The sequence below is a fragment of the Kitasatospora sp. NPDC059673 genome (assembly GCF_042734215.1).
Lineage (GTDB): Bacteria > Actinomycetota > Actinomycetes > Streptomycetales > Streptomycetaceae > Kitasatospora.
The window spans coordinates 35,855-58,831 of the sequence record NZ_JBHWEN010000034.1 but is presented as its reverse complement, the minus strand read 5'-3'; the positions used below and the strand labels follow the sequence as shown (position 1 = coordinate 58,831).

Below are 22,977 nucleotides of genomic sequence, written 5' to 3'. Positions count from 1 at the left end.
GGAGGGCGCACCGTTGACGACGGGGAGTCGCGCGCTGCGGCTGCCGCTGGGGGCGGGGTGACCACGTGAGCGAGCGGAGCGAGCTCACCATCAAGAGGCGCGTGTGTACGAAGTGCTCACCGAGCGCCAGCGAGGTGAACGCATGAGTACGGTGACGGTCAAGCGTCCGCCGCGGGCGTTCCCGCCTCCGGTGTCGGAGGAGCCGGTCGAGCTGGTTCCGCCGCCGGAGCTGCCGCGGGGCGGTGGCGAGGACTGGATGATGTCGCTGCTGCCGCTGCTCGGCATGGGCGGTTCGGCGGCGTTCTTCTTCTCGCCGGGCGCACAGGGCCCGATGAAGATGATGGGTGTCCTGATGGTCGCGTCGACCGCCGCGATGGCGGTGGCGCAGATCGTCAAGGCGCGCAAGGGCGGTAGCGCGGCCACCTCGGACGAGCGCCGGGACTACCTGAAGTACCTGCAGCAGAAGCGCCGCGAGGTGCGTCGCACGGCCGAACGTCAGCGCGGGGCACTGCTGTTCACCCACCCGGAACCCGACCAGCTGTGGTCGATCGTGGCCGAGGGCCGCCGGCTGTGGGAGCGCCGGCCGACGGATCCGGACTTCGCGCAGATCCGGGTGGGCCTGGGCCCGTTGCAGTTGTCGACGCCGCTGGTGGCGCCGCAGACCGCCCCGATGGACGAGCTGGAGCCGCTCGCCGCGGAGGCGATGGGCACCTTCATCAAGACCCACGGCACGCTGCAGGACCTGCCGCTGGCGGTGTCGCTGCGCGCCTTCTACCACATCACGGTGTGCGGCGACCCGGACTCGGTGTACGGCAACGTCCGGGCGATGGTGGCCCAGTTGGCGACCCTGCACTCCCCCGAGGACCTGATGATCGGGGTGGCCGCCGCGCCCGGCGCGGTGGAGGAGTGGGAGTGGGCGAAGTGGCTGCCGCACACCCAGCACCGCAAGGAGAGCGACGGCGCCGGTTCGCGCCGTCTGATCGCTTCCGGGCTGGGTGAGTTGGAGGAGCTGCTGGCCAACGAGCTGGCCGGCCGCAAGGGCTTCTCCCGGGACAGCACGCCAAGTTCGGACCAGCCGCACCTGGTGGTCATCATGGACGGCGCCTCGGTGCCGGTCGACTCGGTGATCGCCGGTCCGGAGGGCGTCCAGGGCGTCACCGTGATCGAGGTCGTCCCGGGTGACCTGGACGAGCCGAACGGCCACCTGGTGATCACCGTCGGCAAGCACGAGCTGCTGCTGGAGGCCGCCTCCGGCGCCAGCTACCCCGGCAAGCCGGACACCCTGTCGGGGTGGCAGGCCGAGGCGCTGTCGCGGCAGCTGGCGCCGTTCCGGGCGTCCGCGGGCGGCGACGACAGCGACCCGTCGCTGGTGTCGATGGACTTCACCGAGATGATGCACACCGGCGACCCGGGCTCCTTCGACCCGGCCCGGCACTGGCGTCCCAAGCCGATCCGCGAGAAGCTGCGCGTCCCGCTGGGCGTCGGCAGCAACGGCGAGTACGTCTGGCTGGACATCAAGGAAGCCTCGCTGGAGGGCATGGGCCCGCACGGCATGTGCGTCGGCGCGACCGGTTCCGGCAAGTCCGAGGTGCTGCGCACCATCGTGCTGGCGCTGGCGGTCACCCACTCGTCCGAGGTGCTGAACCTGGTCCTCGCCGACTTCAAGGGTGGTGCGACCTTCGCCGGTATGGCGGAGATGCCGCACACCGCGGCCGTGATCACCAACCTGGAGGGCGAAGCCACCCTGATCGACCGCATGCGCGACGCGATCGAGGGTGAGATGAACCGCCGCCAGGAGCTGCTGCGCGCGGCGGGCAACTACGCGAACATCAACGAGTACGAGCGGGCCCGTACCGCGGGCGCGCCGCTCGACCCGCTGCCCTCGCTGCTGATGATCATCGATGAGTTCTCCGAACTGCTCACCGCGAAGCCGGACTTCATCGACCTGTTCATCCAGATCGGCCGGATCGGCCGTTCGCTCGGTATGCACATGCTGCTGGCCTCGCAGCGACTGGAGGAGGGCAAGCTCCGCGGTCTGGACACCTTCCTGTCCTACCGGCTGGGTCTGCGCACCTTCTCGGCCGCCGAGTCGCGGGCCGCGATCGGTGTGCCGGACGCCTACCACCTGCCGCCGATCCCCGGCGTGGGCTACCTCAAGTTCGGCTCCGACGTGATGGAGCGCTTCCGGGCCGCGTACGTGTCCGGCAAGTACCGTCCGCCGGGCCAGCAGCGCGCGGTCGGCGGCCGGGTGGTCACCGCCCAGCCGGTGCTGTTCACCGCCGCCGAGGTCGAGATCATCGAGCCCGAGGTGGAGGAGGTCCTTCCCGACCCGTCGGAGGAGGAGGAGAAGGACGACGCGCTGCTGGACACCATGCTCGACGTGTTCGTCCAGCGCATGATCGGCCAGGGCCCGCCGGCCCACCAGGTGTGGCTGCCCCCGCTGGAGGCGCCGCCGTCGGTGGACACCCTGCTGGAGCCGCTGCAGGTCAGCCCGGAGCGCGGTCTGACCCCGGCGTCCATCCACCAGGGCAACCTGATCGTCCCGGTCGGCATCGTCGACAAGCCGCGCGACCAGCGCCGCGACGTGATGTACCTGAACTACTCGGGCGCGGCCGGCCACGGCCTGATCGTCGGCGGTCCGCAGTCCGGCAAGTCCACCATGGTGCGCACCATCGTGGCGGGCTTCTCGGTCACCCACACCCCGGTGGAGACGCAGTTCTACCTGCTCGACTTCGGTGGTGGCGGTTTCGGCTCGCTGGCCGACCTGCCGCACGTCGGCGGCGTCGCGGGCCGACTGGACGTCGAGAAGGTCCGCCGCATGATCAGCGAGGTGCACGGGGTGCTCAACCGCCGTGAGGAGCTGTTCCGCTCCCAGGGCATCGACACCATCGCCACCTACCGCACCCGCCGGGCCAACGGGCAGCTGCCGGACGAGCAGTTCGGCGACGTGTTCCTGTTCATCGACGGCTGGCTGATCTTCAAGCAGGAATTCGAGGTCCTGGAGCCGGTCATCGCGGACATCGCCCAGCGAGGTCTCGGTTACGGCGTCCACGTGGTGATCACGGCGGCCCGTTACGCCGAGGTCCGCCCGGCGCTGAAGGACCAGCTGCAGAACCGCGTCGAGCTGAAGCTCGGTGACTCCATGGAGTCGGAGATCAACCGCAAGGTCGCCGCGAACGTGCCGTCGATCCCGGGCCGCGGTCTGACCCACGAGCAGTTGCACTTCCTGTCCGGTCTGCCGCGCATCGACGGCGCCGGCACCACCGAGGACCTGGTGGACGGTGTCGCCGACATGGTCAGCCAGATCAACGCGGCCTGGACCGGCCCGCGCGCCCCGCAGGTGCGCATGCTGCCGGCGGTGCTGGACGGCAACTCGCTGCCCAAGGGCTTCGAGCACCCCGAGCTGGGTGTCGCGTTCGGTGTCGACGAGGTCGAGCTGGCGCCGGTGTTCGTCAACTTCGAGAACGACCCGCTGTTCGTCATCTTCGGCGAGAGCGAGTCCGGCAAGTCGGCGATGCTGCGCATGCTGATCAAGCAGATCACCGAGCGGTACACCCCGGACCAGGCCGGCATCGTGGTCGGCGACTTCCGCCGCTCGCTGCTGGGCGTGGTGCCGCCGGAGTACCTGGTGGAGTACGCGGCCGCCGCGCCCGCCATGTCGGCGATCGTGGAGATGCTGCGCGGCGCCTGCTCGCGTCGTCTGCCCGGTCCGGACGTCACCCCGGAGCAGCTGCGCAACCGCAGCTGGTACCAGGGCAAGGACATGTTCGTGATCGTGGACGACTACGAGCTGGTCGCCACCCAGTCGGGCAACCCGATGGCGCCGCTGGCGGAGTTCCTGCCGTTCGCCCGCGACATCGGTCTGCGTCTGATCGTCGCCCGCAGCGCGGGTGGCGCCGGCCGTTCGCTGTTCGAGCCGGTGATGCAGCGCATGCGCGAGCTGGGCGGCCAGGGCCTGATCCTCTCCGGTGACAAGGGCGAGGGCGCGCTGCTGGGCACGGTCAAGCCGCAGCCGCTGCCGCAGGGCCGTGGTGTGTTCGTCTCCCGCCGGATCCAGGCGGGCCAGACGGTGCAGACCGGTTGGCTGCCGACCCTGCAGTAGCCGACGGGCGAGAGTCACGCAGTGTGACCAAGGGGGCCGGGTTCCGAAAGGGATCCGGCCCTTTGGCATCCCAAGGTCCGAACGGTGCCATAACGTTATCTTCTGATTTTTCGCCACCTCCTTCGGTTCCCGTACTCCGAAGGCCGAACCGCCTGGGATTTCGGGCCATCAGCCACCCCGGCGCAGCGCCTTTGAATCTGAGTTGCGCAGATCACTTCACCTTCGATTCAAGCGCGGTTCATCGGAGTTACCTCAATGGAAACAAGCAGCCAACCGGCCACTCGGCTGCGTTCCGTAGGAAAACCCGGCTTACGACAACGGATTCCGCAGCTGATCCCGCGTTGACGGGGCCAATTCACCCAGGCAACCTGGCGCATCGGGAGCGATGGAGAACCAGACCCGCGAGAACGTGTTTCGGAGGCGATACCGCTCCCTCCCCCAGTGACCGCCGACAGCCGATCGGATGCCCCATGACCGACACGCTCCCTCCGCAGGCAGCCGCCCCCGCCCCGGGTGCCGCCACCGGCACGGAGGCCCCGAAGAAGCTCGCCCGATCGCTCGGCGTCGTGGGCGGCACGCTGCTCACGCTCTCCTGCGTGACCCCGGCGTCCTCGCTCTTCGTGCTCGTCCCCGAGCTGTTCCAGGGCCTCGGCACCTACACCCTGATGGCCATCGTCATCGGCACGGTGATCTGCATCGCGGTGGCGTTCTGCTACTCCGAGCTCGGCACCCTGGTGCCCTCGGCGGGCGGCGAGTACGCCATGGTCGGCACTCTGGCGGGCAAGTTCGCGGGCTGGCTGGTCTTCGTCCAGTCGCTGATCGTGGTGATGATCGTGCCGTCGATCATCGCGATGGGCACCGCCGAGTACCTGGAACCGATCATCCACGTCGACCCGAAGATCGCCGGCGCCGTGGTGATGATCGCGGCCACCATCGCCGGTCTGCTCGACCTGCGCGCCAACGCCTGGATCACCGGCATCTTCCTGGTGCTGGAGGTCATCGCCTGCGCCGTGGTGTCCTTCCTCGGCTTCACCCACACCCAGCGCGGCGCGGACACCATGCTGCACGGCACCATCGCCGACGCGGCCGGTGCCACCTCCGGCGTGGGCCTCTCGGTGATCATCGCCATGATGGGCACCGCGCTGTTCGTCACCCAGGGCTTCTCCACCGCGATCTACCTCTCCGAGGAGCTGGAGGACCCGCGCAAGAACGTCGCCCGCACCGTGCTGTGGACGCTGGGCCTGTCGGTCGCCATCATCGTCATCCCGGTCGCCGCCATCACCATGGGCGCGCCGGACCTGACCGCGCTGACCGAGGGCAACATCTCCCAGCTGGTGATCGGCTGGAGCAACACCGGCGTCGGCACCTTCATCAGCCTCTGCATCGCGCTGGCGATCATCAACGCCGGCATCGTGATGGTCATCCAGAACTCCCGGGTGCTGTTCGCCTCCGGCCGCGACAAGGCCTGGCCGCAGCCGGTGAACGACGCCTTCGGCACCCTCAACAAGTTCAGCGCCCCGTGGGTCTCCACCCTGGCCGTCGGCGTCCCCGGCGCGGTGCTCTGCTTCGTGCCGCAGTCCCTGCTGATCGAGATCACCGGTGTCGCGGTCGCCGCGCTGTACCTGCTGGTCGCCGTCGGCTCGCTGTTCTCCCGCCGCGGCGAGCACAAGCACGCCCCCGCCTGGCGCCAGCCGCTGTGGCCCGCGCTGCCGATCCTGGTCATCGGTGCCCTCGGCTACACGCTCTACCAGCTCAACGGCCCCGGCCTCTACTGGACTCTGGGCATCACCGCCGCCGCCGGCCTGTACTGGGCGTTCTACCTGCGGCCCCGTCAGGAGACCCGCTGGGTGATCACCCTTCCCGAGGACGAGCGGGTCTGACCCCCCGCGGACCGCTCCCTCTCGGCCCCGCCGGTTTCCCCCGACCGGCGGGGCCGACCCCTGTCCGGGGACGGCCCCTCACGTCGTTCCGAACGGTCAGTGGCGGCGGCGCCGGCCCATGTCACGGGCGACGATCGCACCGCCGGCCAGGCCCGCCACCAGCAGGCCACCCGCCCCGAGCACGAAGGTCCCGGTCCGCCGGTCCCGGTCCGCCTGCGTCTCCTCCAGGCCGGCCGGCTGCGCGACCAGCGGAACGGTGTCCAGCTTGGTCGGGGCGTCCGGGGTCGGGGACGACTCGGGCGTACCCGTGAACGAGACCGCCTTGACCGGGTCGACCACGCCCCAGCCGATCCACTTGTTGCGGCCGTGCTCGGTGCGCTGGGCAGTCTGCTCGATCACCGTGCGGATCTGCTTGGGGGTCCAGTCCTTGTGCATCCCCTTGAGCACCGCGGCAAGGCCGGAGACGTAGGGCGCGGAGAAGCTGGTGCCGTTGTCGGTGCACTGTCCGCCCCCGGGGACGGTGGAGAGCATGTCCACGCCCGGCGCGACCACCTTGACGAAGTCGCCGTACTGCGAGAACGTGGCCCGCTCGTTGTTGCGGTCGGACGCGCCCACGGACAGCACGGTGTCGTACTTGGCCGGGTAGGTGGGGCCTTCGGCGCCGTCATTGCCGGAGGACGCGACCACCACGATCCCGTCCTCGTCGGCCTGCTTCAGTACCGCCTCCAACTGACGGTCCTCGGCGAACGCCGGCGCGTCGGAGGGCTTGGTCGGGTCCACCTCGACCCGGACGTCCTGCGAGATGTTGATGACGTCGGCCTTCAGTTGCATCGCTTTCTTGATGGCCTCGATCAGCGTGGTCACACTGCCGTGGCCCTCGGCATCGTTCTGCCGGATCGAAATGATCTTCGCGTCCTTGGCCAGGCCGACGAAGCCGACCCCGGGCCTCGGATCGGCGGCGATGATGCCTGCGACCTTGGTGCCGTGCCCGACCTTGTCGGAGGTGGCTCCGCCCTCCGGCTTCGGCTGACCGGCCGGCTGCGAATCGCCGAGCAGGTCGCCGCCGTCGATCACCTTGCCGGGGGCGCCCAGTTGCGGGTTGCTGACGTCCACGCCGGTGTCGATCACCGCGACCCTGATGCCGTCCCCGGTGTGCTGGGCCTTGCCGTTCTTGTCCACGCCCCACAGCTCGTCCAGGAAGACCCGCTGGAGCGACCAGGGCACCGCTTCGACGTCCTTCTGGGCGCAGTCACCGGCCGCCGCGATCGCCACCGGCGCTCGGAACCCGGCTCCCCCGGAGGCCGCGGGCGAGGGCTCGGCGTAGGCGGGGCCGGCGGCCGTGGTGCCGACCACCCCGAGCACCAGCAGCACCGCGCCGGCCCGGCGCAACGATCCTGACGACACCTGAAGTCCACCCCTCATTGCTTCCACCCGTGTTCGGCGCGTGCCCCGTGCAACGCGCGAAGGGCGGGCGCCCCGTGGGACGCCCGCCCTTGTGAAGAGCGCTTACCGCGCAGAGTCCCGAGAGGGAACAGTCAGGACCAGAGCGACTGGTTCTGGTTCTCGGTCTGCTGGTAGCTCTGCGCCGCGTTGTCCAGCGCGGTCGCGATCTGGCCGAGCACCTGCTGCAGGTCGGCAGCCTTGGCGTCCCACTGCGCCTGGCGGGCCTGGTAGCCCTCCTGGGCCGCACCCTGCCAGGAGGAGGCGACGCGGGTGACGCCCGACTTCAGGTCGTCAAGCTGCGACTGGATGCGGGAAGCGGTCTGGCGCACCTCGGAGCTGGCGTTCTGCAGGGTCTGGAAATTGACGAGAATGGACATGCTTGTCTCCTTGTCGATGGATGCACGGCGCGCCCCCGTAAGGGCGCGGTGTGACGGTTACCGGCTCGGCGTCAGCCGATGCCACCGACGGCAGCACGCTGCTCTTCTTCGGTCATCGAGTACGCCTTGGTGGTCGCCTCGATCGCCTGACGGATCTCGTCGAGCACCTTGTTGAGCGCGTTGGCGTCGTCGTTGGTCCGCTCCTGCATCTGCTTGTACGCAGTCGCGGCCGCGCCCTGCCAGCCCGAGGAGATCTCGGAGACCAGGTTGTTCAGGCGACCGATCTCGGCCTGCACCTGCTGGTTGACCTCGCCGATGCGGTTCGCGAAGGAGGTCATTTCCTCCGCGGTCATCGTGAACTGACCTGCCATGATCCACCGTCCCCCATGAGACAGACTTCCGTCCGGGCGCCCCTGTGGCGAACGCCCGCACGGGCACCACGTGGTGTGGTGCTCTGTAGCACTGTAACGGCCAAGTGCCCTCGGCCCAACACCGGGTCGCAGGTAGTTACCAGACCATGACACTGAACTCCCGCACCGGCGTTGACGATTCGTCAGGCGTTCTGAGGCTGAAGTGCAGTGTTGGTGTTGAGCACCGGACCGGCCGGCACCAGCTTCGACCAGAAGTCGGGCACGAACTGCGGGTTGACGGACTTGAAGCCCAGCCGCGCCTGCGCCTCGTTGGTGCCCTTCTTGTCGCCGCCCTGCGGGTTCGCACTGGGGCTCGCCGTGCCGTTGCCGCCGTCGTTGTTGGCGGGCAGCGTGTAGCGCAGGCCGGAGTCGGTGATCAGGTAGCCGGTGCCGGTGCCGCCGTCGCTCGGCTTGCTGCGGCCGTCCAGCGAGCGGTACAGCAGACCGTGACCGGGCGTCACGTGCGCGCTGGCCGCGTCCGAGCTGATGTCCGCCGGGTAGGTGGTTCCGGCCCACACCGAGCGCTTGATCTGGTCGCCCTCGTAGCCGTTGAAGGTCGAGCAGACCACCGTGCGGGCGTCCTTGTCGCCGAGGTTGACCGCCGGGGACTTGCGGGTGGGCAGGTCCTTGGCGTCGTCCAGCCACTTCTTGGAGATCGTCGGCTGGAGCTTGCTGTAGTCGCCCGCGCCGAGCTCCGCGATGGTCGGCGTCGCGCCGCCGTACGCCGCGGCCTGCGTGTTCGGGTCGAGGCGGATCAGGTTCGCCTGGAACTCGCTGACCTGGTACAGCTTGTCCGGGCCGACCGCGTAGTACTTGTCCTCGAACTTCAGCACCCGGCCGACCTTCTTCTCCGGGGCCTGCGACAGGTCCACGGTGGAGGACTGGGACTGCTTGGCGATGACGTTGTCGAACCGGAAGAACTTCACCGGCTCGCCGTACTCCAGGGTCGCCAGCCATTCCTTGGTGACGCGCTGGGGCTTCGCGTCCGGGCCGAACAGGGCCGTCACCATGGCGGCCTTGTCGGTGTCGCTGGTGTCCTCCCGGCCGACCGCGTGCTTCAACCCGTTGCCGTCGACCAGGAACTTCGACCCCGTGGTGCCCTGCTCGTCCGGCCCCTGAACGAACAGCGCCTGACCGTCACCGAGCTTCCGCTCCGCCTGAAGGGTCTTGGCGTCCGCCCCGGCCGCGATGAACACCGACTGGGCGACCGAGGACGACAGGTTGTCCTTGCCCTGCTTGTCGCACACCGACCACAGCTTCGCGCTGCCCGCGTCGTCGCTCTTCGGCAACTTGTCCGGCGCGTACGGGATGCCGATGGCGGGACCGCGCCGCGGGTACTTGTCCAGCACGTCGTCGGCGACCGTCTGCACGGTGGCGCCCTCGGACAGCACCAGGCGGGCCGAGGACATGTTCAGCACCTGGTGCAGCATCGGCTTGCCGCTCTTCTGGTCCGTCAGGATCACGTACCGGGTGGTGGACGTCTTGCCCTGCAGGATGTACTTGCCGTTGTCCCAGTTCGGCGGCGCGCTGGGCTTGATGACGCCCCACATGCCGAAGCCGGCGACGACCACGGCCCCGATCACGAAGCTCGGCAGAATCGCACGGATCGGACGCGGCGCGTCCTCGTCATTGCCGCCGCCCCCCGGCTGCAGGAAAGCCCCCACCATCCGCTTGCGGGCGAAGGTGTAGGCGTTCAGCTCGTCCCGGCGTGATGCCATGCTCGTCCCCGTCTCCCCTGTGTGACCCGACCTGCGGGTGTCAACGCGTTTGTGCTGTGCGCGAGTCTGCCACCCGACGGGCGTCCGGAGCGGTCAACCCTCTACGATGCGACAGCAGACGGTGAGTACGGTAACGGGTAGGCTCCGACGGTCCGCCATCCGGGCCGTCGACCCGGCCCGCGGCCCGGCCCTGATGGCCGCAGCCGCACGGGGATCTGACGGCACATCTGAAGCAGAGAGGGCAATTCGGGGGATGCCAAGCCAGTCCGCTCCAGCACGACGACGCTCCAGCACGCACGGCCGGAGGCCGGACGCCCAGGGCGGCCGGCGGGCGCGTACCGCTCCGGCCGCGGCGCCCACCGGGCCGGTCGGCCTGCGGCTGCTGCCCAGGCCCGGGCTGCTCGCCCGCCGCCTGGAACTCAAGCAAATCGTCCAACTCGAGGTCGCCGTCGCCCTGGTGGCGGTCGGCTGGTCGATCAGCAAGCTGATGGCCGCGGTTCTCGCGGTGCCCGCGGTGATCCTCGTCGTGGTGGCGGTGCTGCGCCTCGGCGGCCGCACCATGGGCGAGGCGATGGGGGTCCGCTCCGCGTTCAACTCCCGTCGCAAGGAAGCGAAGTACAACGTCCCGCCGCCCGGCACCGACCCGGCGCTGGCGCCGATGATGGAGCTGGAACCGGCGCTGCGCACCTGCACCCACGCCATCGAGACCGACCTCGGTGACGGGCGGCCGCTGCGCCGCGAGACCGGCATGGTCGGCGACGGCACCTTCTTCACCTCGGTGCTGCTGGTGCAGTCCAAGGACCAGCCGCTGCGCCCGGGCCGGACCCCCGAGTCCTCGCTGCCGCTGGACCTGATCTGTTCGGTCCTGCAGGTCGACGACATTCCGCTGGAGTCGGTGCAGCTGATCCAGCACACCCAGCCGGCGCCCGCGCCGCACCTGCCGGAGCACTCGCTGGCCGCGCGCGCCTACCAGCAGGCTCCCGGAGGAGTGAACACTCCTGCGCTGCGGTTGACGTGGATCGCCATCAAGCTCGACCCGGAGCACGCCTCCACCGCCGTGCTGGCCCGCGGCGGCGGCGAGGAGGGCGCCCGCAAGGCGCTCCAGCGGGTCACCGACCAGCTCGCCGGGCGGCTGAACAGCGCCGGCTTCACCGCGACCGTCCTGGACGAGCGTGAGCTGATCGCCGCGCTGGCCATCTCGGTGTGCGCCAACCCGGTGGCGGTGGCGGGCCGTCAGGGCTCCGGCGGCGGCGGGGTCGGCGTGCGGCGGGCCCAGGAGTCCGCGAAGTTCTGCCGGATCGACGACCGCTGGCACGCCACCTACTGGATCTCCAAGTGGCCGGAGCTGTCCCGTCCGAACGCGGGCGGCGGCCGGGTCGCCGCCCCCGACCTGGTCAACCAGCTGACCAGCACCCCGGCGTTCGCCTCCACCTTCTCGATCACCGCGACCCGCGCGATGGGCGGCTCGGTGGCGCTCAGCGGGCACGTCCGGCTGACCGGGCGCAGCGAGAGCGAGGTCGCCCAGGTGGGCCGCCTGGTGGAGTCCCGCGCCCAGCACGCCGGCACCGCGCTGACCCGTCTCGACCAGGAGCACGGCCCGGGCCTGCTCGCCACGCTGCCCCTGGGAGGGACTTCCTGATGGCCTATCAGACCTATGGCGGCCAGGCCCCGCAGCCCGCGGAGCAGAACCGGGTGCGGGTCCGTCCCGGCTACGGCCTGCGCGGTCCGCGCCGGGAGAAGCACGTGCTGACCGTCGACGACCTGGCGGCGCTGGCCTTCCCGGTCGGCGACGACGGCGTGGTGATCGGCCTGGACCAGCAGCAACGGCCCGCCGTGATCGGCCTGTTCCGGCCGACGCAGTACGACGTGGTGCTGGTCGGCGGCATGTGGACGGCGCAGCTGATCGCGCTGCGCGCCGCCGCCACCGGTGCCCGGGTCGCGGTGGAGACCGGCCGTCCGCAGGCGTGGGCGCCGATGGCGCAGGCCGCGGGCGGCGGGCAGCCGTGTGTGACGATCCACCAGGTGGGTCGTCTGGGGGCGCAGGGCGCGTCGGTGGCGTCACCCGTCCTGGTGGTTCGGGACCTGGGTGCGCGGCCCTCGCGCAGTCGGCTGTCGGCCTCTCCGTGGCAGACCACGCTGACGGTGCTGCCGTACCTGGGCCCGAACGCGTCCCGGGTGCTGAATGCCGCCGACCTGGTGGGCCTGCAGCGGATCTCGCCGCAGGAGTCGGAGCTGGTGGGCCGTCTGCTGTCGCTGTCGCCGGGCGATGTGAACACGCTGCCGACGATGCCCGACCACATCACCCTGTGGGCGACCCGGATGCGCCGTCAGTACGTGATGACCAATCCGGGCGAGGCCGAGACCCAGGTGCTGGGCGGCCCGCGCCGCATGGACTGAAGCGGCGCGGCCGGGCGGGCCGCGTCGCGCGGGCCGGCCGGCCGGTGCGTCCGAAGGGGACGGTGTTCCCCGAGGGACGGACCGGTCGGCCGCCCCGCTCCGATCTGCCGTCAGATCGGCCTCCGCCTTCAGCGGACCGGTCCGCACGGCCTAGTCTTGTTGCCCGAAGGCAACCGCCGAAGTGATGTCGGCGAGAACGAGGGAGCCCCAGTGAGCAGCGATCGGGACGGCGTCTACGTCGGCGACAACGCGGCCGAGGACGACGATGACTGGCCCGATGCCCCGGACTACACCGCTCCGTCCTGGTACACCCAGAGCGCCGCTCCCGGGCCGGCCCAGCCGCCTGCCCAGCAGCAGCCTGCCCAGCAGCAGCCGGTGCAGCAACCGCCGGTCCAGCAGCCGCCGCAGCCGGTGCAGCCCGAGGTCCAGCAGGCTGCGCCGCAGCCTCCGGTAGCGTCCGAGCAGCCGCAGCAGCCCGTACAGCCGCAGCCCGTGCAGGCGCAGGTTCCGCCGGCCGAGCCGGTGGCGGGTGCGCCGGTGGCCGGTGCGCCGGTGGCCGGTGCGCCGGTGGCCGGTGCGCCGGTGGCCGCTCCGCAGCCGCCCGCGCCGGGCGCCGAGCAGCACGCCGGGCCGGCCACCGACGGGCAGGGCGTGCCCGTCGCTCCGCCGGTGGAGCTCGCGGCGGCGGCGCCGGTGCAGGAGGCCCCGCAGCCGCCCGTCCAGCAGCAGCCGCCGCCGTACCCGCAGCAGGGCCAGCCGCAGCAGTGGGGCCAGCAGCCGCCGGTGCAGCAGCCGCCGCAGCAGCAGTGGCCCAACCAGCCGCCGCAGCAGCAGCCTTACCCGCAGCAGGGCCAGCAGCCGCCCGTCCAGCAGCAGCAGCCGTACCCGCAGCAGGGCCAGCCGCAGCAGTGGGGCGGGCAGCCGCCGGTGGATCCGCGGGCGGGCGGCTGGCCGCAGGCCGGACCGCAGGCCGGACCGGGTCCGGCGTACCAGCAGCATTCGGGCCCGAACGCTCCGCAGGCGCCGGCCCAGTTCCAGCAGCCGGGTCCGCAGCAGGCGGCGCACGGCGCCGCGCTGGGCTACACGGCGGCGGTGGAGCTCTCCTCGGACCGGCTGCTGCGCGGTCAGCCGAAGGTGCAGAAGCAGTCGCGGTTCCAGTTCGGCGGCAAGTCGGCGCAGGCCGGCAAGCAGCAGAAGCTGGAGCTGATCCGGCATCCGGTGATGACCTGCTACCGGATCGCGGTGATCAGCCTCAAGGGCGGCGTCGGCAAGACCACGACCACCACCTCGCTGGGCGCGACGCTGGCCAGTGAGCGGCAGGACAAGGTCATCGCGATCGACGCGAACCCGGACGCGGGCACCCTGGGCCGCCGCATCAAGCGGCAGACCGGGGCGACCATCCGCGACCTGGTGACGGCGATCCCGCACGTGCGCAGCTACATGGACATCCGTCAGTTCACCTCGCAGGACCCGAACTCGGGCCTGGAGATCGTCGCCAACGACGTGGACCCGGCGGTCTCCACCACCTTCGACGACTCGGACTACCGCCAGGTCATCCAGGTGCTCGGGCAGCACTACCCGATCATCCTGACCGACTCGGGCACCGGTCTGCTGTACTCGGCGATGCGCGGTGTGCTGGACCTGGCGGACCAGCTGATCGTGGTCGCCACGCCCAGCGTGGACGGCGCGTCCAGCGCCTCCACCACGCTGGACTGGCTGTCCGCGCACGGCTACGCGGATCTGGTGCAGCGGTCGATCACGGTGGTCTCCGGGGTGCGCGAGACCAGCAAGATGATCAAGATCGAGGACATCGTGGCGCACTTCCAGACCCGCTGCCGCGGCGTCGTGGTGGTGCCGTTCGACGAGAGCCTCGCGGCCGGCGCCGAGGTCAACCTGGCGATGATGCGGCCCAAGGTCCGGGACGCCTACTTCGAGCTGGCGGCGCTGGTCGGCGAGGACATCGCGCGGGCCCAGCAGCAGGGCGGCTGGCAGGCACAGCAGCAACAGCAGCAGGGCGGCTGGCAGGGCCAGCAGCAGGGCGTCCCGCCGCAGCAGCAGCCGTACCCGCAGCAGTACCCGCCGCAGCAGGGCGGCTACCCGGCGCCCGGGCAGCCGTGGCAGCAGCAGCCGCCGCAGCAGCCGTACCCGCAGCAGCAGCCCGGCGGTTACCCGCCGCAGGGTCCGCCGGTGCCCGGCTACGGCTACCCGCCGCCGCAGGAGGCCCCGCCGCCGGGCTACGGGTACCCGCCGCCGCAGCACGGCTGAGCGCACATCGGAAAGCCCCCCGCGAGGAGTTCTTCGCGGGGGGCTTTCGCGTGGGCGCCGGTCAGGGGCGCTCGGTGAGGTCCCGGGCGCGCTTGACGTCCTCGGCCATCCGCTCCAGCAGGGCGTCGATGGAGTCGAACTTCTCCATGCCGCGCAGCCAGGCGAGGAAGTCGACGGCGACGTGCTTGCCGTACAGGTCGAGGCCGACCCGGTCGATGGCGTAGGCCTCGACGGTGCGGGTGGTGCCGTCGAAGGTCGGGTTGGTGCCGACCGAGATCGCGGCGGGCATGGTCTCGTCGTCGGCGATCAGCCAGCCCGCGTACACGCCGTCGGTGGGGATCGCCGAGTACGGGACGGTGTCCACGTTGGCGGTGGGGTAGCCGAGTTCGCGGCCGCGCTGGGCGCCCCGGACGACCACGCCCTCGACCCGGTGCGGGCGGCCGAGGACCTCGGCGACGCCCGCCATGTCGCCGGCCGCGACCAGGCGGCGGCACAGGCTGGACGAGAACGGCTCGCCGTCGCCGGCGGCGCCGCGCACCTGCAGGTCGAGCACCTCGACCGCGAAGTCGTCGGCCCGGCCGAGCTCGGCGAGCAGTTCCACATTGCCCGCCGCGCGGTGCCCGAAGCGGAAGTTGGGGCCTTCGACCACGGCCTTCGCGCGCAGCGCGTCGACCAGCACCGAGCGCACGAAGTACTCCGGCGACTCCTGGGAGAACTCGGCGGTGAACGGCAGCACCAGCACGGCGTCCACGCCGAGTTGCTCGATCAGTTCGGCCCGCCGGTGCTGCGGGGCGAGCAGCGGCGGGTGGCTGCCCGGGCGGACCACCTCGCTGGGGTGCGGGTCGAAGGTGACGACGACCGACCTCGCCCCCAGCTCCCCGGCCAGCTCGACCACCCGATTGATGATCAGCTGGTGTCCGCGGTGGACCCCGTCGAACGATCCGATGGTGACGACGCTGCGCCCCCAGTCCCCTGGGATCTCCTCCAGGCCGTGCCAGCGCTGCACCTGACCGCTCCTTGTTCCTACGGTGTGCACACCCGGTGCACTCGAAAGACCGAAACCGAACTCCTATAGCGTGCCATGCGACCGACCCTGCCCAGGTACCGGAAGGCCCCCGGTGTGACCGGTCAGACGGCCGCCGGTCCGGTCCACCTGCCGTTCGGCCTCCGCGGCGGCGTGCTGCGGGTCCCGGCCGGCGGCGACGAGTGTCCGCATCCTGGTCAGCCGGGGCCCCGCGGGCGAGGGCGCGGCCTCCGCGGGCCAGTCGGCCAGCAGCCGGGCGAAACCGGCCCAGCGGGCCGCGCAGCGCACCAGGACGGCGTCCGCCCCGGGCCAGCGGTCGGCGATCCGGTGCAGCAACTCGCGCACCCGGGACGCCGGATGGCCGGCGTGCCGGGCCGCCAGCGCCTCCAGTACGGCGCCCAGCACCCCAGGGTCCCGCTCGGCGGCCAGCAGGGCGTCCAGCAGCCCCGCACGGCCCTTCCCGGGGGCGGCCAGCACCGGCGCGAAGCGGGCCCGCTCCGGGGGGCCGGCGGCGAGCACCGCCGGCAGCAGCGGGCGGGCGTCCCGTCCGGCGTCCAGCAACCGGTCCAGGTGGTCGGCGATCTGCCCGGCCCGCTCGGGCCGTTCGCGCAGCAACTCGGCCGCGAGCAGCACCCCGGAGCGCACCACCGCCGGGTCCGCCGCCCGGTCGAGCACCCGCAGCCCGTCGCCGGCCCGCGCCCCGGGCAGCTTCAGCCGGTCCCGGACGGCGGACAGCACCTGGGCCGGGTACTCCTCGACGAGTTCGCCCAGCACCTCCTCGGTCAGGAACGGGTCGCCCGCCCGGTACGCGGCCAGCGCCGCCGGCAGGTGTTCGGCCCGGGCCTGCGGGTCGCGCACCAGCAGCGCCAGCGCCGCGCCGTGCAGCGCCGGCTCCTCCTCCCGGTCCAGCAGGGCGCGGGCGGCCAGCCGCAGCAGCTGCGCCCCCGAGCCGCCCGCGTGCGGGACGGTGCGCAGGGCGTGCACGGCGGCCGCGACGTGCCGTTCGGGGCGCGGGTCGTGGGCCCACCGGTCGACCGCCCGGCACAGCGCGGACGGCTCGCGCTCGGCGAGCCGCCCGAGCAGCGCGTCGGCGCGCGGGTGCGCGGCGGCGACCAGGGCCTCCGTCAACTCGTCCAGGGCCAGCGTCCGGTGCTCGAACAGCAGCGCGTCGGCGAGCTCGGCGGCGCCCGGCCCGGCGTGCTCGTACCAGCCGCACAGCAGCGGCAGCACGGTGTGCGGGTCGGCGGCGAGCAGCTCCGCGACGCTCTCCCGCACCGCCTCCGGCTCGCCGTCCGGGTCGGCGGCCAGGCGTCCGAGCAGCGCGACCCGGTCGGCGGCGGGCAGCGGCAGGCCGGCCCAGAACGCCGGGCCGAAGCGCTCGTCCCACCCGGCCCGCTCGACCAACAGTTCCAGCAGCTCCCGGTGGGCGCCCGGCTCGGGGCTGGCGGCGATGCCGTCGGCCAGCAGCCGGCCCGCCCACCAGTCCGGGTCGCCGCCGGGCTCGGCGCGCTCCAGCGCCAGCCGGATCCGGTGCAGCCACCCGTCCAGCGCCCCCGCGCCGCGCGCCGCACCGACCCGGCGCAGTGCCCCCACCACCACGCCGACCCGGGCCCGGCCGACCGCGCCCTGACGGCCCGCCACTGGGGAGGTCGCCGCGGGCGGAAGCACCTTTCGATCGGTCAACTCGCCGGCACTGACGCCGGCTTCGTTCGCCTCGCCCTCCGCCAGCAGCAGCCGCAGGGCCGCGTCCAGGTCCAGGTGCAGGCTCTGCAGCCACTCCCCCCACTCCTCGTGGCCGGCCCGGCACCCGGTGCCCGCCGGGACCAGCAGGCGTTCCTCGTGGACGGCCCGCGCCCAGCCGCCGACGGCCGGGAACAGCCGCTCGAACTCCTCGGCGGGCAGCGCCCCGTCGCCCGCGCCGAGCATCAGCCGGGCGGCCTCGTGCAGTCGGCCGGCGGCGACGGCGGCCAGCCGCCGCACCTGCCGGGCGTCCTCGCCGGGCGGGACGGGGCCGCCGCGCCGGTGGCGGCGCTGGCCGCCGGGGGTGAGCGCGACCCGGCGGGCGACGGTCAGGCAGGCCAGGTCCAGCCAGCCGTCGAAGAGTTCGGTGCGGTCGGCGACCGGCCCGAGCGCGCCCGCGCCGCGCAGGTCGCCGGCCAGGCGCAGCGCCAGTGGGTGGCCGCGGTCGGCGGGGCCGAGGAAGGCCTCGGGCAGCCCGTAGCGGCGCCCGGCCCGGGCCGCCGCGTCGTCGGTGAGCGGGCCCAGCCAGAGCGCCCGGGCGGTGGCCCGCCAGGGGCCGAGCTGCTCCCAGGCGTCCGGGCGGCAGGCGACCAGGGCGCGGGCGTGGTGGGTGCGCAGCCATTCCAGGCCGGTGGCCAGCCAGGGCACGGTGAGCTCGCGCGGCGCCTCCTCGGGCCCGTCCAGCACCACGAGCAGCGGGCGGCCGCTGTCCGCGCACCGTTCGGCGAGTTCCGCCGGGCCGACCTCGGGGACGCCCAACTGCCGTGCGGCGGTGGCGAGTCGGCGGTGCAGGGTGTCGCCGAGGGTGTGGTCGCCGGGGGCCAGGTCGGCGCCGCGCAGCCACAGCGTGGGCAGGGGTTCGGCGGCGCCGGCCCGGCGGACGGCGAGCGCGGCGAGTTCGGTGGTGCGCCCGCTGCCGGCGTGGCCGAGCAGCACGGTCAGGGTGTCCTGCGGTTCCTCGCCGCTCAGGCCGTCGGGCCGGTCCACCCGGTCGGCGGCGAGTTCGGTGATCCGGCCGGGCCCGGCGGTGGCGGCGTCCAGCTGGGCGGCCGTCAGGCGCAGTCCGCCGGCCAGGTTGAGGGCGCGGCCGAACGCGGGCACGCCGGAGGCGTTGCGGGCCAGCAGCAGCCCGAGCGGGCCGCCGCCGGGCGGGCCTGGCAGGGACAGCGGGACGGCCGCCACCCCGGACCCGGCGGCGGTGCGCACCCGGGGCGCGACGACGCCCAGCACGGCTCCGGTGCCGGGGTCCAGCACGGGCGCGCCGGCCACCGGCGTCACCGCGAGGTCGAGCAGCAGCACGCCCGGTACCGTCCGGGTCTGCGCGCCGTCCCCGCAGCGGCCGTTCTCCCGGCCGAGCAGGGCGCCGCGGGCCAGCACGGGCACGCCGTCCTCCCGGCGCTGGTGCGGCACCACGACGGGGCCGCCGGTCTCGCCCCGCCCGATCGGCAGCGCGCGGCCGGGCACCCCGCCGACGGCGGTGGTGCGCAGCAGTGCCAGCCCGTGCTCCGGCAGCAGGTCGACGCTGTCCGGCCCGAGCACCCGGGACTGCCCGCCCGGGGTGTGCAGCACCAGCCGGGGCAGGCCCGCCACCACCTCGTGCGCCGTCACCACCGTGCCCTGCCGGTCGGCGACGAACCCGAGGCCGCACAGCCGGCCCTGCACGTCCCGGATCCGCAGCAGCCCGTGCGCCGGGTCTCCCGCAAAACCGGGGCTCGCGCCCTCGCCCATCCCGCCAGTCCTCCCGCCGCCGCGCCTCTCGCTCCCACCGGCCGCTCCACCGGCCGCCGGTCAGCTTGCCCCCCACCAGCCCCACAGCACCCCGCGCGCCCCGCTCACCACACCCGTTCACTTCGCGCGCCCCCCGCGACACGCCGCGCACCGCCCGGCCGGCCCCGCTCCCGCCCGCCGAAAACCCGTGGGCCGGGCGGCTCCCGGTCTGCCACCATCCCGGCATGGACGTCCGCCTCGCCCCCTGGACCGGCTCCCACTTCGCCCTGCTGGAGCGCATCAACACCCCGGTGATGCGCCGGCACGTCGGTGGCCCGGAGAGCCCGGAGCAGCTGCTGCACCGCCACCGTCGCTACCTCGAACTCCCCGCCCTGGGCGGCGTGATGTTCGCGGTCCTGGCGGACGGCGAACCCGCCGGTTCGATCGCCTACCACCGCCGCGGCTGGCAGGGCGAGGAGATCTACGAGACCGGCTGGAACGTCCTGCCCGGGTTCCAGGGCCGCGGCATCGCCCTCGCCGCCGCCCGCCTGATGCTGGCCGCCCTGCGCGAGGTGACCGCCGCGGACCTCACCGCCCCCGGCACCCTGCACGCCTTCCCGGCCACCGACAACGCCCCCTCCAACGCCCTCTGCGCCCGCCTCGGCTTCACCGACGCCGGCCCGTGCGCCTTCGAGTACCCCCGGCGCTCGGGGCGCTTCCTGCACAGCAACGACTGGCACCTGGCGCTCCGCTGAGACGCCGAGCGGCCCCGGCGGAGTGCTCTCCACCGGGGCCACTCAAGCCAGTTGACGCCGCGTCAGCCGACGAACACCGCAACCGGCTTGGCCTTGCCGGCGTGCTCCTCGACCAGCGCCAGGAAGCGGCCGTCCGGGTCGAAGACCGCGATCGGGCCGTCCACGCCGAGACCGGGGGCGGGCAGCCGCATGCCGTTGGAGAGCAGCTTGGCCTGCTCGGCGTCGATGTCCCAGCGCGGGAACGCGGCAGCGGCCGCGTCGGCGATCGGCAGGACCTCCAGCTTCTCCTCCAACTGCTCCAGCGTGTGCGCGGATTCGACCGCGTACGGGCCGACCTTGGTGCGGCGCAGCATGGTCAGGTGGCCGCCGACGCCGAGCGCGGCGCCCAGGTCGCGGGCCAGCGCGCGAATGTAGGTGCCGGAGGAGCACTCCACCGTCACATCGAGGTCGAGCACCGGCGTGCCGTCCTCGGCGACGGCGGGGCGCATCCCGTGCACGGTGAAGGAGTGCACGGTGGTCGGCCGGGCGGCGAGTTCGAAGTCCTCGCCCTCGCGGACCCGCGCGTACGAGCGCTTGCCGTCGATCTTGATGGCGCTGACCTTGGACGGCACCTGCATGATCTCGCCGGTGAGCTTGGCGATCTCGGCGTCGATCGCCTCCCGCGTCACCCCGTCCGCCGGGGCGGAGCCGGTGACCTCGCCCTCCCGGTCGTCGGTGACGGTGGTCTGCCCGAGCCGGATCGTGGCGTCGTAGGTCTTGGCGGTGAGCATCAGGTGCCCGAGCAGCCGGGTGGCCCGCTCGACGCCGATCACCAGCACGCCGGTGGCCATCGGGTCGAGGGTGCCGGCGTGACCGACCTTGCGGGTGCCGGCCAGCCAACGGAGCTTGGCGACCACGCCGTGCGAGGTGATGCCCTCCGGCTTGTCGACGATGACCAGCCCGTCGGGGCCCGTCCCTTTACGCTTCATCGCTTCATCATCGTTTCAAAATCTGCGCGCATTCCTGCGCGGCCGCCTTCGCAGCCGCCTTCGCGGCCGGTCGAAGCCCGTCCACCGAACCGGACGAGCCTAACGCCCGCTCTCCTCCGCCAGTGCCACCCGGAACCGCTCCACGGTCTCCGGCACCCCGGCCCGGGCGGAGAACCCGGCCGCGAAGACGTGCCCGCCGCCGTCCAGCCGGGCGCACGCCGCGGCCACGTCGACCGCGCCCCGGGAGCGGCAGGAGCCGCGCAGGGTGCCGTCCGGGTCCTGCTTGAGCACCAGCGCGACGTCCGCCTCGGCGGGCTTGCGCAGCACGTCGATCAGTCCCTCGATCTCCTCCACGGTGACGCCGAACAGCGCCAGGTCCTGGTACGGCACCCAGGTCCACACCAGGCCGTGCCCGCCGGCCTGCTCGGGCTCGAACACGGCGCGCTCCAGCGCCCCGGCGAGCACTTTCAGGAAGCCGAAGGAGGTGGTGTCCCACAGTTGACGGGAGATCAGGTCGTGCCGGATCCCGGTGGCCAGCATCCGCCCGGCCATCTCGTGGGTGGCGGGCGTGGTGGCCCGGTACTTGAACGAGCCGGTGTCGGTGGCGATGCCGGTGTACAGGCAGGTCGCGATCGGCTGGTCCAGCGGGACCCGCAGCCGGCGCAGCAGTTCGTCCACCAGCGCGGCGGTGGCGGGCGCGGACGGGTCGATCAGCCGGACGTCGCCGAAGCCCGGGTTGGAGGCGTGGTGGTCGAAGACCACCAGGCCGGCGGCGGCGAACGCCTTGTCGCGCAGCAGGCCGAGCCGGTCCTCGGAGGCGGCGTCGAAGGCCAGGACCAGCGCGGGCGCGTCGGGGATCGCGGCGGCCGGGACGATCAGTTCCTGCCCGGGCAGGAAGGACAGCGACTCGGGGATGATCTGCGGGTCCTCGCCGAACGACACCCGCACCCGCTTGCCGAGGCCGCGCAGGGCCAGCGCGGCGGCCAGCGCGGAACCCAGCGCGTCGCCGTCGGGGCAGATGTGGCAGATCAGGTCGATCTCGTCGGCGCCCGCGATCAGTTCGAGGGTCCGCGCCCACTCCTGCGCGAACGGACCGTCCGGCGGCTGCGCCCCGGGTTCGGGCGACGCCCCGCTGCGAGGGCCCGGAAGCACCGCGAGGGCGGTCTCCACCTCAACAGTGGAGACCGCCCCCGGGGCGCCGGACTCGGCCGGCTTCCCGGCCGTGGTCACTCGTCCTCGTCGTCGTCGCGGGCCGACTTGTACGGGTCGGCGTCGCCGGCGTAGGTGGCCCCGGCGGCGGCGGTGCGGACGGCGGCGTCGGAGACCCGGGCCTTGTCCAGCAGGTCGTCGATGTTCCGGGCGTTGTCCGGCAGGGCGTCGGCGACGAAGGTCAGGGTCGGCGTGAACCGCACCCCGGTCTGCTTGCCGACCTCGGAGCGCAGGATGCCCTTGGCGCTCTCCAGCGCGGCCGCGCTGGACTCCCGCTCGGTCTCGTCACCGTAGACGGTGTAGAAGACGGTGGCCTCGCGCAGGTCGCCCGTCACCCGGGCGTCGGTGATGGTGACGTACCCGAGTCGCGGGTCCTTGATCCGGCGCTGCAGGGTCTCCGCCACGACCACCTGAATGCGGTCGGCGAGCTTGCGCGCCCTTGCGGTGTCGGTCACGTTGCCTTGCCTCCTCGTGCAATAGGCGCGGTACCCGGGTCATGACCTCGACCCGGTGGGGCCCTCTCCCCAACGTACCCGCCCGCGCCCAGCCTTGTGGGCGCTCCGGTTCCGATGCGGGTGTGACGGTGGTGACGCCCGCAGGTCATTCGTCGCCGTCGTGGTGGTGCCGCCTCCTCGCGGAGAGCAGCATCACCTCGGGGCGGCCGGCGACCAGCCGCTCACAGCTGTCCAGGATCTCGTTGACGTACCCGGCGTCGCCGGACACCACCGCACAGCCGATCTCGGCCCTGCGGTGCAGATCCTGGTTCCCGACCTCTGCGGCGCACACGCTGTACTTGCGCTGCAGTTCGGCCACGATGGGCCGCACGATCGACCGTTTCTCCTTCAGCGAGTGCACGTCGCCGAGGAGCAGGTCGAAGGTGAGAGTTCCTACGTACATGAAGTGACAGGCCTGGCCGGCCTGGGGGCCTCGAAGGATTCCCGACAGCCAGGACCCTAACAGCGCGGCCGGGGCCGGCCAACGG

Annotated in this window: 16 protein-coding genes; 6 read left to right on the top strand and 10 right to left on the bottom strand. The window is 72.7% G+C overall.

Annotated elements, in window-relative coordinates; all coding sequences use genetic code 11:
* Positions 1-142: 142 nt before the first annotated feature.
* Together eccCa and ACFV18_RS29675 are read left to right on the top strand one after the other, a co-directional pair.
* The gene (eccCa, locus tag ACFV18_RS29680) at positions 143-4,102 is read left to right on the top strand and encodes a type VII secretion protein EccCa (protein ID WP_380488326.1); all 3,960 of its coding nucleotides are present in this window, start codon (positions 143-145) and stop codon (positions 4,100-4,102) included.
* 470 nt (positions 4,103-4,572) lie between these two features.
* On the top strand, positions 4,573-5,982 hold the full coding sequence (locus ACFV18_RS29675; RefSeq protein ID WP_380488325.1) for an APC family permease: 1,410 nt from the start codon (positions 4,573-4,575) through the stop codon (positions 5,980-5,982).
* 96 nt (positions 5,983-6,078) lie between these two features.
* On the opposite strand, the gene mycP is transcribed toward ACFV18_RS29675, so the two are convergent.
* The 4 genes from mycP to eccB all read right to left on the bottom strand — a co-directional run bounded on the left by mycP (position 6,079) and on the right by eccB (position 9,930).
* Positions 6,079-7,386 (bottom strand): type VII secretion-associated serine protease mycosin, encoded by a 1,308-nt coding sequence (gene mycP, locus ACFV18_RS29670; RefSeq protein ID WP_380488324.1) that lies wholly within the window; start codon positions 7,384-7,386, stop codon positions 6,079-6,081.
* A 131-nt stretch (positions 7,387-7,517) separates the two neighbouring features.
* Positions 7,518-7,802: a WXG100 family type VII secretion target gene (locus ACFV18_RS29665; RefSeq protein WP_380488323.1), complete on the bottom strand. Its 285-nt coding sequence runs from the start codon at positions 7,800-7,802 to the stop codon at positions 7,518-7,520.
* A 71-nt stretch (positions 7,803-7,873) separates the two neighbouring features.
* Entirely contained in the window at positions 7,874-8,173 is a 300-nt protein-coding gene (locus ACFV18_RS29660; RefSeq protein ID WP_380488322.1) for a WXG100 family type VII secretion target, read from the bottom strand.
* A gap of 182 nt (positions 8,174-8,355) precedes the next feature.
* Entirely contained in the window at positions 8,356-9,930 is a 1,575-nt protein-coding gene (gene eccB / locus ACFV18_RS29655; RefSeq protein WP_380488321.1) for a type VII secretion protein EccB, read from the bottom strand.
* 253 nt (positions 9,931-10,183) lie between these two features.
* Here eccB and eccE point away from each other — a divergent pair, with 253 nt between their 5' ends.
* From eccE to ACFV18_RS29640, 3 genes are all read left to right on the top strand, one after another.
* Entirely contained in the window at positions 10,184-11,569 is a 1,386-nt protein-coding gene (eccE, locus tag ACFV18_RS29650; RefSeq protein ID WP_380488320.1) for a type VII secretion protein EccE, read from the top strand.
* Positions 11,569-12,327, top strand: a complete 759-nt coding sequence (locus ACFV18_RS29645) for a hypothetical protein (protein WP_380488319.1) — start codon at positions 11,569-11,571, stop codon at positions 12,325-12,327. Before eccE ends, ACFV18_RS29645 begins: the two co-directional genes overlap by 1 nt.
* Before the next feature lie 210 nt (positions 12,328-12,537).
* On the top strand, positions 12,538-14,592 hold the full coding sequence (locus tag ACFV18_RS29640; RefSeq protein ID WP_380488318.1) for a MinD/ParA family protein: 2,055 nt from the start codon (positions 12,538-12,540) through the stop codon (positions 14,590-14,592).
* Between the two features lie 61 nt (positions 14,593-14,653).
* On the opposite strand, the gene ACFV18_RS29635 is transcribed toward ACFV18_RS29640, so the two are convergent.
* Both ACFV18_RS29635 and ACFV18_RS29630 read right to left on the bottom strand, forming a co-directional pair.
* Positions 14,654-15,598, bottom strand: coding sequence for a bifunctional riboflavin kinase/FAD synthetase (locus ACFV18_RS29635; protein ID WP_380488317.1), 945 nt, complete (start codon positions 15,596-15,598; stop codon positions 14,654-14,656).
* A 63-nt stretch (positions 15,599-15,661) separates the two neighbouring features.
* Positions 15,662-19,084 (bottom strand): serine protease, encoded by a 3,423-nt coding sequence (locus ACFV18_RS29630; protein ID WP_380488316.1) that lies wholly within the window; start codon positions 19,082-19,084, stop codon positions 15,662-15,664.
* Positions 19,085-19,308: 224 nt separating this feature from the next.
* On the opposite strand from ACFV18_RS29630, the gene ACFV18_RS29625 reads away from it, so the two are divergent.
* The gene (locus ACFV18_RS29625) at positions 19,309-19,818 is read left to right on the top strand and encodes a GNAT family N-acetyltransferase (protein WP_380488315.1); all 510 of its coding nucleotides are present in this window, start codon (positions 19,309-19,311) and stop codon (positions 19,816-19,818) included.
* 62 nt (positions 19,819-19,880) lie between these two features.
* Here the strand turns inward: ACFV18_RS29625 and truB are convergent, their stop codons facing one another.
* The 4 genes from truB to ACFV18_RS29605 form a co-directional block, all read right to left on the bottom strand.
* The gene (gene truB, locus ACFV18_RS29620) at positions 19,881-20,786 is read right to left on the bottom strand and encodes a tRNA pseudouridine(55) synthase TruB (protein WP_380488314.1); all 906 of its coding nucleotides are present in this window, start codon (positions 20,784-20,786) and stop codon (positions 19,881-19,883) included.
* Positions 20,787-20,885: 99 nt separating this feature from the next.
* Positions 20,886-22,016: a bifunctional oligoribonuclease/PAP phosphatase NrnA gene (locus ACFV18_RS29615; RefSeq protein ID WP_380488313.1), complete on the bottom strand. Its 1,131-nt coding sequence runs from the start codon at positions 22,014-22,016 to the stop codon at positions 20,886-20,888.
* On the bottom strand, positions 22,013-22,450 hold the full coding sequence (gene rbfA, locus ACFV18_RS29610) for a 30S ribosome-binding factor RbfA (protein ID WP_380488312.1): 438 nt from the start codon (positions 22,448-22,450) through the stop codon (positions 22,013-22,015). The genes ACFV18_RS29615 and rbfA overlap by 4 nt, the downstream gene beginning before the upstream one ends.
* Positions 22,451-22,595: 145 nt before the next feature.
* Positions 22,596-22,892 carry a DUF503 domain-containing protein gene (locus ACFV18_RS29605; protein WP_380488311.1) on the bottom strand — a complete coding sequence of 99 codons (297 nt, stop codon included), beginning with the start codon at positions 22,890-22,892 and terminating at the stop codon, positions 22,596-22,598.
* Positions 22,893-22,977: the final 85 nt, after the last annotated feature.